Below are 12,494 nucleotides of genomic sequence, written 5' to 3'. Positions count from 1 at the left end.
GTACTTGATTGTCGATTAAAGGCAACAAGTGCTTTTTTCGTCTTGATATAAAAATAAATGAAATGGGACAAACATTAGGAGAATAAATAAGAACAAAGCTGCTCAATTTGAACTGCACCGCAATTGTTAGACACGAATAACAATTTGAGGTGCACTTTTTATATTGAAATGTCATATGTATATTTAGTTAACCATTTCGATATCCTTTATAATAAAAGAGAAAGTGAAATTTGTTTTTCAGAGTATGTAAGGGCATACTACATATAAAAATATAGTTAAAGAGATGATGAGAGTGAAAACACCTAAGAAAACATATTCGTTTTTCCAGCGGATGTGGAGAATATTAAAGTTTCAATATTATAAGTTACTTCGATCGCCAGAAGGAGCAAAGAAAGTATCATTAGGCTTTGCGATAGGCTTTGGTTTAGAGATGCTGGTCCTATATACGGCATCGCTCGTATATGTAATATTTTATCCGATCGTTCGATTGGCAAAGGGATCTTTTCCTGCGGCGGTTATTGGCAATATTATTGGGAAAATATCATTTTTACCAGTATTTTTATTTCCATTTGCATATGCGTTAGGAAAAATGATTTATCCATTTCATGTGAAAAAGATACATCATGAACCATTTACGATCTCTGACTTGTTTTCAAGCCATATTTTCACAATGTTAAAGAGCTTGTTACAGAGTGAAGTGTATGTATTAATTGGTATGACGATAATAGGAGTTGTGTTTGGGGTAATTTCATATTTTGTTGTGCATTATTTATATGAAAAGAACCGTAAGCTACGTTTGAAGAACAGAAAGAAACGAGTGAGAGAACCACTCGTGCAAATATAAAGAGTGTCACATTCATTTTCTCCTTGGAATATGTTTAAGAAAAAGGAGGAGAGAATGAATGTATTATTATTACGTACCGCAAGTATATCCATATGTAAATTATTATCCGGTAAATGATATGAGGCAGCAATTTGGAGTGTATCAGCAGCAGCAATTACCACAAATACCACAACAACAGCCTACGCAAGAACAAAAACCATATTTAACGACATGGCCATATTCAAATGTATACTATGGTAATTATTACGAATCATAAAGCTGCTTCTATGTAGAAGCAGCTTTATGCGTTTGTTTTCAAAATTAAATTTTGAATGGTTTGAAGAGAGTGAATGAGCTTTTCGCGCTCTTCCTCAGATAATGTTTGGAAATTTTCTTTTAATTTGTCTAAAATGAATTGTTGATACTGATTTACTAACAATTTCCCTTCAGCTGTTAGGGAAATTAAAATGACCCGTCGATCTTTTTCGCTATAATGACGCTCTATTAGTTCTTCTTGAATCAATTTGTTTAATAGAGGTGTCATGTTAGGCCGTGAAATCGCTAGCCGCTTGCCGATTTCGGAAACTGCTAATGTACCATTTTCATGCAGAAGTAGCAATACTTGTGTATGTGATGGCGGCATATGTCTTTGAGAAGAAAATTCTCCAGGAAGCATAAATTTGCGATAAAAAAGAGGCACTAGCGAAAGAAGATGATCAACAATACGTTCCCACTCGCGTGATTCCATATAAAGGCCCCCTTCCACTATCATTGTAACAAAAAAGACATGTTATAAAAATAGAATTGTTTCATGGAAATTTTAATATTTGTAGGCCAACACTTTTTTTGTAAATGAATCGGCAATAATCGCGTAGCCATTATCATTTGGATGCACTTGGTCAAAGAGTAAATCTTTTTTATCATTTGATATTAATTTACGAATTGGTAAAACGATAGATGGTTGATTTGCTTTTGAAATGGAATAAACGGATTCATTCCATCCATCTAAAAACATATCTGCATAACTGGCAATGGAGTCATCGAGTTGTAACGGATTATAGAGTTCTGAGAGAATGAGTAAAGCGTTCGGATTTTGATCTCGAACTGTCTTTACAATATTTTTTATATCCGCTTCAAAATGAGCTTTTTCTTTATTTAACATTTTAATACCATCTATAACACCGACATCACGATTTAAACGGAATAAATTATTTCCTCCAATATTAATTGTAATGATATTTGCTGCTCTAATTTTTTGTTTTACATCTTCTGATTGCACTTTTTTAGCGAGACGATCTGTTGTAAGACCGTTTATCCCAAGGTTTTCTACTGTAATTGGCTTATGAATTTGTGCTTCTATTTGTCTAGAAGCTAATTCAGCAAATCCCCCTTGTGTCGATCCATATCCTTTGGCGAGTGAATCACCTAGTACGAGATGATAAAAGGAATCGTTTGTTTGCTTATCAATCCAACTTGGAGTAGATGTTTTTTCTGTGTTTTCTTCGGGTTCATTTTGTTTTGTCTCATCGTTCTTTTCAAAATAAGAATAAGAAATGATTAGAAGGAGGAGACAAACAATTGTTAAGATGACTTTTTTCATATATTCATCCTCCTTGTAATTGGTAATTGTATCATATTCAGCAGTATTAACAATGTAAGGGCATATTATATGTTTATGAAAAGTTTACAACAACTTTACAGAAAATTTGTAGAAGTATGTCAAAAAATATTGACGATATGAAAGTACATTATATATGATAATGTCAGATAAGGTGAAATTTTAATGAGTAGGGCTTTATTTCCCACTAATTAAAGTTTCACTAATCAGGCGTTTAAGGGGACTACTCATTAGCGCAGGATGAAATGAAAATCTTGTCTCTAATAGAAGAAAAAAGGTATGTGGTTAGAGGCAAATAGAAGTTTATTTCATTATTTTTGGTAATTGTATAAGGGGGATTTTTTGTGAAAAAGTCAAAAAAAATGCTAGCTGGAGCAACTCTTGCTATAGGTGTAATAGCGCCGCAAGTATTGCCAGCAACAGCTCATGCGGATGAGAACAATGGGGAGAGTACGGTTAACTTACGAATTCTAGAAACATCAGATATTCACGTTAACTTAATGAATTACGATTATTATCAAACGAAAACAGATAATAAAGTAGGTCTCGTGCAAACGGCAACACTTGTTAATAAAGCACGTGAAGAAGCGAAGAACTCTGTCCTATTTGATGATGGGGATGCATTGCAAGGGACACCACTTGGAGATTATGTAGCGAATAAAATAAATGATCCGAAGAAGCCTGTGGATCCTAGTTATACACATCCATTATATCGTTTAATGAATTTAATGAAGTATGACGTCATCTCTCTTGGGAATCATGAATTTAACTACGGTTTAGACTATTTAAACAAAGTAATTAGTAAAACAGAGTTCCCGGTTATTAACTCCAACGTCTATAAAGATGATAAAGATACTAATGAAGAGAACGACCAAAATTACTTTAAACCATATCATGTTTTTGAAAAAGAAGTAGAAGATGAATCAGGACAAAAACAAAAAGTGAAAATTGGCGTAATGGGATTTGTTCCACCTCAAGTTATGAACTGGGATAAAGCAAATTTAGAAGGAAAAGTGAAAGCGAAAGATATAGTTGAAACAGCGAAGAAAATGGTGCCAAAAATGAAAGCAGAAGGTGCAGATGTTATCGTTGCACTAGCGCATTCGGGCGTTGATAAGAGTGGATACAACGTTGGCATGGAAAACGCTTCGTATTATTTAACAGAAGTTCCTGGTGTAGATGCAGTATTAATGGGACATTCACATACTGAAGTGAAGGATGTATTTAATGGTGTTCCAGTTGTAATGCCTGGTGTCTTTGGAAGTAACTTAGGTATTATTGATATGCAATTGAAAAAGGTAAACGGAAAATGGGAAATACAAAAAGAGCAATCGAAGCCACAACTTCGTCCGATTGCTGATAGTAAAGGGAACCCATTAGTACAATCTGATCAAGAATTAGTTAATGAAATTAAAGATGATCATCAAGCGACAATTGATTATGTGAATACAGCTGTAGGAAAAACGACAGCGCCAATTAATAGTTATTTCTCATTAGTACAAGATGATCCTTCTGTACAACTTGTGACAAATGCACAAAAATGGTATGTAGAAAAGTTATTTGCTGAAAATGGACAGTATAGCAAATATAAAGGAATTCCAGTTTTATCTGCAGGCGCACCATTTAAAGCAGGTGGCCGAAACGGTGCTACATATTATACGGATATTCCAGCTGGAACGTTAGCGATTAAAAACGTTGCAGATTTATACGTATATCCAAATACGTTATATGCTGTAAAAGTAAATGGGGCACAAGTGAAAGAATGGCTTGAAATGTCTGCAGGTCAGTTTAACCAAATTGATCCAAAGAAAACAGAAGAACAGCCGTTAGTAAATATAAGCTATCCTACATATAACTTCGATATTTTAGATGGCTTAAAATACGAAATTGATGTAACACAACCAACGAAATACGATAAAGATGGAAAAGTTGTAAATGCAAATACGAATCGTATTATAAATATGACATATGAAGGTAAGCCAGTAGCTGACAATCAAGAGTTCATCGTCGCTACAAATAACTATCGCGGAAGTAGCCAAACGTTCCCAGGTGTAAGTAAAGGCGAAGTTGTATACCAATCACAAGATGAAACACGTCAAATCATTGTGAAGTATATGCAAGAAACACCAGTTATTAATCCAGCAGCAGATAAAAATTGGACGTTTAAACCGATTGTTGCAGATAAATTACATACAACATTCGATTCTTCACCAAATGCACAAAAGTATATAAAGAAAGATGGGAAAATATCATATGTTGGACCATCTGAAAATGAATTTGCTAAATATGCAATTGATATAACGAAGAAGAACGATGATGATAAGGAAACTGGTGGAGAGAATCCAACGACACCGCCAACAGGTGAAGGGAATAATGGAGGAAATCCAACGACACCACCAACAGGTGAAGGGAATAATGGAGGAAATCCAACGACACCACCAACAGATGAAGGAAATAATGGAGGAAATCCAACGACACCACCAACAGATGAAGGTAGTAATGGAGAAAATCCAACGACACCACCAACAAATGAAGCAAATAATGCAGGATCTGGACAAACTACAACGGATAATCAAAACTCAAAAGAAACAACAACTGTAAGTGAAAATAAAGAAGACCGTGATTTACCGAAAACAGGTACAAGTGTTGCTTCTACAATTGGAGCAGGCTTGGCGTTTGTTGGAGCGGGATTACTTCTGTTATTTAGAAGAAAGAAAGCAAATAGATAGTGGAGAAATATAAAAAGGATTACCGATTCAGGTAATCCTTTTTAATATATTATGAAAGTGTTACAGCTTTTTCTTTCTTCCATGAAAGGCCAAATCCAGTGAAACCAACAATAATTGTTAAGACTGGGCAAGCTAAACAGAAAATTGCGAATGGAAGGTAATCAAATGTCGGAACGCCAAGGACGTTCGATAAGAATACACCACTTACTCCCCATGGTACGAGAGGGTTAATAACTGTACCTGCATCTTCTAGTACTCGTGATAAATTCCGACGTTCTAAACCGACTTCATCGTATTTATTAGCAAATGCTTGTCCTGTTAAAACGATGGATAAGTACTGCTCACCAAGTAAGAAGTTTACACCAATTGCAGTTGAAGCAGTAGAAATAATTAAGCGTGTACTATTTTTTACGAAGCTAGAGATGATATTCATCAGCTGCGCGATAATACCCATTCCTTGTAATAATCCTCCCATACAAAGAGCTAGGAAAATAAGTGYAATCGACATCATCATACTTTGTAGACCACCGCGAGATAGTAAGCTATCAATGTCTTTAATACCAGTTTTAGAAACGTATCCGTCTTGCATAATTTTCATTAAATCAGCTAAAGAAGTGCTAGGTTTAAAAATAAAGAGAATAATAATTCCTACCACAATTCCTGCAAGTAATGTTGGAACTGCTGGAACTTTTTTAAATGCGAATAGGAACAGTAATAAAATTGGAATTAGTGTAACGATAGAAATCGTCGTATTTTTCTCTAAAGTGCTAATAAAGTTTGTGAAGTCAACGTCTCCGCTAGTACCGCCTCCTAAAATGAAAAATGCGATAAAAGCAATAATGAAAGCTGGAACTGTTGTCCAAAGCATGTTACGAATATGCTCAAATAAATCTACACCCGTTACAGCAGGAGCTAAGTTTGTTGTATCAGATAAAGGAGACATTTTATCTCCAAAGAATGCACCAGAAATAATTGCACCAGCGATTAGAGCTGGATCGTATCCGAGAGCACTACCCATACCCATAAAGGCAAGTCCTACAGTTGCGGCAGTTGTAAAGGCACTACCGATACTTGTTCCAACAATTGCACAAACAACAAAAACAGTTGGAACGAAAATCTTTGGAGATACAAGCTGGAAGCCGTATACCATTAAAGTTGGAATTGTTCCAGCAGCGATCCAAACACTAATTAATACGCCTACAAGCAAGAAAATAAAAATAGATGGAATACCAGCTGAAATACTACTAATCATCCCTTTTTCCATCGTAGACCAAGAAATTTTTTTCATAAATCCAAATGCTAATAAAAGAACGATACCAAATAAAATTGGGATGTGTGGTGAAACTTCTAATTGAATAACACTAAAGCCAATACAGAAAAAGATAAATAATGTTAAAAGAACAGATTCAATTTTTGAAACCATTGTTTTCCCCTCCTAAGTAATTTAAAATAGCTCTTTTTTATATAAAATTCGCCAATATTGTGTATTTCCTTCTAAAATTTAGAATTTTGTGACAAATTATCGGTAATTGTTGGTCCTTCAATATGATACGGAAATGATTGGATAAAAAAACGTCCCTGCATATAATTATGCAGGGACGAAGATATCGCGGTACCACCCTAGCTTGTGAAATGAATGTATCACAAAATAAAGGGTCGTATGATATGCGCTAATAAAATAAAAACGCCCCTGCAATATATGCAGGGACGAAAAATTCGCGGTACCACCCTAAATTGTGAAACAGTTTCGTTTCACCACTCTTTAGATATAACGGTCTATAACCGTCTTTCACTACTCCTTACGTTTCGCAAAAGAAGCTCCAGGGGGTAATTCATAATTCGCTCTGTACTGGTTCGCACCGACCACCAGCTCTCTGAAATCAGAAATCGAAATACTACTAAATCCTATCAATGCCGATTCATATGATGTTAGTTAAATTTTTATCACATTTTCATCTTATATGTCAATAAAAATGTTCAATATTTTTTTAGGGAAATAAAGGTTAAATGTTTTTAATGTTCTAAATTTGTACGTTATAATGAATTTGAAAGGGGAGGAAAGAGTGAAGAAAAAAATAATTCTTTTTACCACCTTACTAGTCATTGGCGGAAGTGCTGGAATTTACACAGCTTTTGCAGCTGAATCAGAGCAGGCGAAACAAAAGCAAATACAGCAGTTAGAAGTGAAGAAAGCGAAAGAAACGGAAGAGAAGAAGTCGATGGAAAAAGCAGCTGAGAAACTAGGAGTTTCTACTGAAGGGAAAACAAAAGAAGAGGTTACGAAAGAAGTAAATACTGCAAGATTTGAGAAGCGCCATGATTTATTAATTGAACATGCAAAACAACTTGGAATTGATACAGAAGGAAAAAAAGATGAAGAGATTATTTTAGAAATCGGAAAGGTACAACACGGAAAGTAGAACAACTTATCGTATGATAAGTTGTTCTTTTTTAAGAACTATTTGATTTAAAAATAATTGACAGTCATTTAAATTTAATGTTAACTTTATTTATAAATTAGTTAACATTAGGGGTGACAATTGTGACTGTTAATAGTAATACGACTGAAAAATCGTCTTATACATATGAAGAATTATCGGAGAAAAATAAAGCTTATGTATGGCATCCGTTTACACAAATGAAAGATTATTTAGAAGAAGACCCTGTCATTATTGAACGTGGAGAGGGAAGAAAGCTATACGATGTAAATGGAAATGAATATTGGGATGGTGTTTCATCTATTTGGTTAAATGTTCACGGACATCAAGTACCAGAATTAGATGAAGCAATTCGTGAGCAATTAAATAAAATTGCCCATTCTACTATGTTAGGACTTGCTAACGTTCCATCTATTTTATTAGCAGAAAAAATAATTGAAGTTGTGCCAGAAGGTTTGAAGAAAGTATTCTATTCAGACTCCGGTTCTAGCGCCGTTGAAATTGCAATTAAGATGGCCTTTCAATATTGGCAGCATAAAGGAAAACCGAAGAAACAAAGATTTGTTACATTAAAAGAAGCGTATCACGGTGATACAATTGGAGCTGTTTCAGTAGGAGCGATAGACTTGTTTCACCAAGTGTATAGTTCACTTTTATTTGAGGCAATTAAAATGCCGTATCCATATACATATCGTTCTCCTTATGGAAATAATAAGGAGGAAATTGTGAAAAAACATTTAGAAGAAATGGAAGAGCTGCTGAAAGAAAAGCATGAAGAAATTGCGGCGATTATTGTAGAGCCTTTAATGCAAGGTGCTGGCGGTATGATTACAATGCCAAAAGGATACTTAAGAGGGCTCCGTAATTTATGTACAAAATATAATGTTTTATTTATTACAGATGAGGTAGCGACTGGATTTGGGCGTACCGGGAAAATGTTTGCATGTGAACATGAAAATGTAACGCCGGACATTTTAACAGCCGGAAAAGGTTTAACAGGTGGATATTTACCAGTTGCAATCACCGTAACGACAGATGAAATTTATAATGCCTTTTTAGGAGACTATGAAGAACAAAAAACATTTTTCCACGGTCATAGTTATACAGGGAATCCGTTAGGGTGTGCGGTAGCCATTGCGAATCTAGAGCTATACGAGAAAACAAATTTAATAGAAGAAGTGGCAAGTAAGACAGAATATGTAGCGACGCAATTAGAATCGCTCTTTGCGTATAAACATGTAGGGGATATTCGTCAGTGCGGGTTAATGGTTGGAATTGAACTTGTGAAGAATAAAGTAACGAAAGAAGCGTTTGAATGGACAGAGAGAGTCGGTGTTCAAGTATGTAAACGTTCAAGAGAGCTGGGCATGATTTTGCGACCACTCGGTAATACGATTGTATTTATGCCTCCTCTTGCTTCTACAATTGATGAGATTGATGATATGTTACGTATTTTGTATAAAGCAATCTCGGATGTTACGGAGGGAGAATAATGGGCGGTTTTTTTGTTACAGCAACGGATACTGAAGTGGGGAAAACTGTAGTTGCGGGTGCATTAGCAGGTGTATTTAGAGAATTGGGATATAACATCGGGGTATATAAACCGTTGCAAAGTGGACATGTTGCATTAAATCCAGAGGGAGATGCAGCAAGGTTAAAAGCATTATCGGGTGTACCAACAAAAGAAGATGAAATTTGCCCTTATTCTATTGAAGAACCTCTTGCTCCGAGACTTGCCATGAAAAGAGCTGGAAGAGTAGTACATTTAAAAGACATTATGGATCATTATAATGAACGATTGAAAGAGTTTAATAGCCTATTTGTAGAAGGAGCAGGTGGACTGGCTGTTCCATATACAGAAGACGCTTTAGTAATTGATTTCGCAAAGGAATTACAGCTTCCTCTTATTATAGTCGCACGCCCTACATTAGGAACAGTAAATCATACAGTTTTAACAATTGCTTATGCAAAGGCACAGGGCTTAACAGTAGCAGGTGTAATTTTATCCGGCTGCAAAGAATGTGAAATGGAAAGAGTACAAGAAAATAAAGAAATGATTGAAGAGCTAAGTGGGGTACCGGTTTTAGGTTTATTACCATTCTTTGAAGGTGCGTTTACAAAAGAAGAAGTCTTGGAATCTGCAAAAGAGTATATAATGATTTCAAAATTAGAGGAGTTCATCCGAAATGAATCAAACGTGGCGCACACATCTTCAATCTAAATTGCAACAATTAAATGAACAAGGACAGTATCGCAATTTGCATGTAACAGAACAAGCAGAAGAGACATGGCTTATTCGAGATGAAAAAAGGATGCTAAATTTAGCGTCAAATAATTATTTAGGGTTAGCTGGAGATGAGAGGTTAAAAGAAGCTGCTATTGCATGCACAAGAAAATATGGAACTGGAGCGACAGCATCAAGGCTCGTTGTAGGAAATTATTCACTGTATGAAGAGGTTGAGAGAAGTATATGCGAATGGAAAGGCACTGAAAAAGCCTTAGTTGTAAATAGTGGATATACCGCAAATGTTGGAGTGATTTCTTCATTAGCCTGTCGTCACGATATTGTGTTTAGTGACAAATTAAATCACGCAAGCATCGTTGATGGGATTATATTAAGCGGAGCAGAGCATAAAAGGTATCGTCATAATGATTTAGATCATTTAGAGAAGCTGTTGCAAGCAGCGCCGCCCAAAAAGAAGAAATTAATCGTAACGGATACTGTTTTTAGTATGGATGGTGATACTGCGTATTTGAGAGAGTTAGTGGAGCTGAAAGAGAAATACGGGGCAATCATTATAGTCGATGAAGCACATGCGAGTGGAATATATGGAATTGATGGAGCAGGGTTATCTCATATAGAAAAAGAGATTGCTCAAAAAATTGATATACATATGGGGACGTTTAGCAAAGCTCTAGGGTGTTATGGCGCGTATTTGACAGGTGATGCAATGTATATAGAGTATTTACAAAATATGATGAGAAGCTTTATTTTTACAACAGCTTTACCACCAGGAACGTTAGGAGCAGTGCAAAAAGCAATTGAAATTGTGAAAGAAGATAATGAAAGAAGAGAGAGGCTTATAGAGAATGGAGCATATTTTAGGACACATTTGCAAGAAGCTGGTTTTGATATTGGGAATAGCTCAACTCATATTGTACCAATTGTAGTCGGTTCAAATGAAGCAGCTTTACGGTTTAGTAGAAGGCTGCAAGAGGTAGGTATTGCAGCAATTGCAATTCGTCCACCAACGGTTCCAGTTAATAGTTCACGGGTCCGTTTTGCAGTTACGTCCCAACATACAATAGCTGATTTGAAATGGGCTATTCAGCATATTATACGCATTGGTAAAGAAGAGGGGTTTTTCGTATGAAAGAGCTAAAGGTTATTTTTATTCCTGGATGGGGAATGGAAGAAGGTGTTTGGACTTTAGTTCTGCCGTATTTTAAAGGATATTCTGTTCAATGTATCAATTGGCGTAATGTGAAAGAACAAAGTGAATTTGCGGGGCGAATAATAGATGTAGCAAAAGATGAAAATGTAATTTTAGTTGGATGGTCACTAGGAGCGTTAGCAGCAGTTCAAGCTCATAAAAAGGTTAAGGCAAAAGGTATCGTACTAATTGGTGGTACTGCCAAATTTACAAATACGAGCGATTATACGAGTGGATGGAATACTCTGCATGTAGAACGGCTGAAAAAGAATTTAGCGAGAAAGAAAGAAGATACGCTCAAGCGGTTTTATGAAAATATGTTTACAAAAGATGAGCTGAAAGAGAATAAAAGGTTTGAAGATATGATAAAACGCTTTAAAGGTGATTCTATTCAGTCTTTGCAATTAGGTTTGGAGTATTTAATAGAAGCAGATATGAGAGAAGAACTGAAAGAAATTAAAGTCCCTATACTACTTATTCACGGAGAGCAGGATGTAATTTGTCCATTGTCTGCAGCTCGTAGTATGGCTGAGAATGAGACTGCCACGCTCAAGGTAGTAAGTGAGGCTGGACACGCATTATGCGTAACGAATTTCGAATATTGCGGAAATGAGATAATTCAATTTGTAGAGGGGATACGACATGATCAACAAAACGTTACTTCAAAAACGGTTTAACGCGGCATCTGTATCCTACGATCAATATGCAAATGTACAAAAAAAGATGGCACATTCATTACTTTCTACATTGAATCGGCGATATAGTGCAAATTCATCGATACGTATTTTAGAACTTGGATGCGGAACAGGATATGTTACAGAGCAATTATCAAACTTATTTCCGAAAGCACATATTACAGCCATTGATTTTGCTGAAAGTATGATTGCAGTTGCGAAAACTAGACAAAATGTGAAAAATGTAACGTTTTACTGTGAGGATATCGAAAGATTACGACTAGAAGAAACATATGATGTCATTATTTCAAATGCCACATTTCAATGGCTAAATGATTTAAAACAAGTAATAAGAAATTTATTTCATCATTTGTCTATAGATGGGATATTACTCTTTTCAACATTTGGACATGAAACATTTCAAGAATTGCATGCTTCGTTCCAGCGGGCGAAAGAAGAAAAAAATATACAAAATGAAACATCGATTGGGCAACTTTTTTATTCGAAAAATCAGTTGCGCCATATGTGTGAAATAGAAACAGGGGATGTGCATGTTTCTGAAACATGTTACATAGAGAGATTTACAGAAGTTAGGGAGTTTCTACACTCTATTCGAAAAGTAGGAGCGACCAATAGTAATGAAGAATCATATTGTCAAAGTCCCTCACTCTTTCGTGCGATGCTTCGCATATACGAAAGAGACTTCACGGAAAATGAAGGGATAATGGCGACGTATCATGCTTTATTTATGCATATAACAAAAGAGGGGAAGAGATGA

12 protein-coding genes and 1 other annotated feature are annotated in these 12,494 nt (G+C 35.6%); of the genes, 9 read left to right on the top strand and 3 right to left on the bottom strand.

Features of this window, described 5'->3' with window-relative positions:
- Positions 1-283 precede the first annotated feature (283 nt).
- Positions 284-844 (top strand): DUF2062 domain-containing protein, encoded by a 561-nt coding sequence (locus AC1DMU_RS02145; RefSeq protein ID WP_088064369.1) that lies wholly within the window; start codon positions 284-286, stop codon positions 842-844.
- Between the two features lie 58 nt (positions 845-902).
- Positions 903-1,100 (top strand): hypothetical protein, encoded by a 198-nt coding sequence (locus tag AC1DMU_RS02140; RefSeq protein ID WP_060488332.1) that lies wholly within the window; start codon positions 903-905, stop codon positions 1,098-1,100.
- Positions 1,101-1,124: 24 nt separating this feature from the next.
- Here the strand turns inward: AC1DMU_RS02140 and AC1DMU_RS02135 are convergent, their stop codons facing one another.
- Both AC1DMU_RS02135 and AC1DMU_RS02130 read right to left on the bottom strand, forming a co-directional pair.
- Complete coding sequence (locus AC1DMU_RS02135; RefSeq protein ID WP_000445817.1) at positions 1,125-1,571, bottom strand: MarR family winged helix-turn-helix transcriptional regulator; 447 nt, start codon at positions 1,569-1,571, stop codon at positions 1,125-1,127.
- A gap of 72 nt (positions 1,572-1,643) precedes the next feature.
- On the bottom strand, positions 1,644-2,423 hold the full coding sequence (locus AC1DMU_RS02130; RefSeq protein ID WP_087985149.1) for a GDSL-type esterase/lipase family protein: 780 nt from the start codon (positions 2,421-2,423) through the stop codon (positions 1,644-1,646).
- Positions 2,424-2,785: 362 nt separating this feature from the next.
- Between AC1DMU_RS02130 and cpdB the strand changes: the two genes are divergently transcribed.
- Positions 2,786-5,170 (top strand): bifunctional 2',3'-cyclic-nucleotide 2'-phosphodiesterase/3'-nucleotidase, encoded by a 2,385-nt coding sequence (gene cpdB, locus AC1DMU_RS02125; protein ID WP_088064367.1) that lies wholly within the window; start codon positions 2,786-2,788, stop codon positions 5,168-5,170.
- A gap of 49 nt (positions 5,171-5,219) precedes the next feature.
- Here cpdB and nhaC read toward each other — a convergent pair whose 3' ends face one another.
- Complete coding sequence (gene nhaC / locus AC1DMU_RS02120) at positions 5,220-6,593, bottom strand: Na+/H+ antiporter NhaC (RefSeq protein ID WP_476941461.1); 1,374 nt, start codon at positions 6,591-6,593, stop codon at positions 5,220-5,222.
- Positions 6,594-6,870: 277 nt separating this feature from the next.
- Positions 6,871-7,091 (bottom strand) — a binding site (T-box leader).
- 142 nt (positions 7,092-7,233) lie between these two features.
- On the opposite strand from nhaC, the gene AC1DMU_RS02115 reads away from it, so the two are divergent.
- The 6 genes from AC1DMU_RS02115 (at position 7,234) to bioC (ending at position 12,494) form a co-directional block, all read left to right on the top strand.
- Positions 7,234-7,590 (top strand): hypothetical protein, encoded by a 357-nt coding sequence (locus AC1DMU_RS02115; protein WP_137011333.1) that lies wholly within the window; start codon positions 7,234-7,236, stop codon positions 7,588-7,590.
- A 122-nt stretch (positions 7,591-7,712) separates the two neighbouring features.
- Positions 7,713-9,101: an adenosylmethionine--8-amino-7-oxononanoate transaminase gene (gene bioA, locus AC1DMU_RS02110; protein WP_088064365.1), complete on the top strand. Its 1,389-nt coding sequence runs from the start codon at positions 7,713-7,715 to the stop codon at positions 9,099-9,101.
- On the top strand, positions 9,101-9,829 hold the full coding sequence (gene bioD / locus AC1DMU_RS02105) for a dethiobiotin synthase (protein WP_088064364.1): 729 nt from the start codon (positions 9,101-9,103) through the stop codon (positions 9,827-9,829). Before bioA ends, bioD begins: the two co-directional genes overlap by 1 nt.
- A complete protein-coding gene (gene bioF / locus AC1DMU_RS02100) occupies positions 9,795-10,982 on the top strand; it encodes an 8-amino-7-oxononanoate synthase (protein ID WP_088064363.1) in 1,188 nt (395 codons plus the stop codon). Before bioD ends, bioF begins: the two co-directional genes overlap by 35 nt.
- A complete protein-coding gene (locus tag AC1DMU_RS02095) occupies positions 10,979-11,719 on the top strand; it encodes an alpha/beta fold hydrolase (RefSeq protein ID WP_087985143.1) in 741 nt (246 codons plus the stop codon). The genes bioF and AC1DMU_RS02095 overlap by 4 nt, the downstream gene beginning before the upstream one ends.
- Positions 11,685-12,494 carry a malonyl-ACP O-methyltransferase BioC gene (gene bioC / locus AC1DMU_RS02090; protein ID WP_087985142.1) on the top strand — a complete coding sequence of 270 codons (810 nt, stop codon included), beginning with the start codon at positions 11,685-11,687 and terminating at the stop codon, positions 12,492-12,494. The genes AC1DMU_RS02095 and bioC overlap by 35 nt, the downstream gene beginning before the upstream one ends.

It is taken from the genome of Bacillus sp. 01N45, from assembly GCF_056399205.1.
Note: the sequence above shows the minus strand (reverse complement) of the source record. Positions and strands in the feature narration are given on the sequence as shown.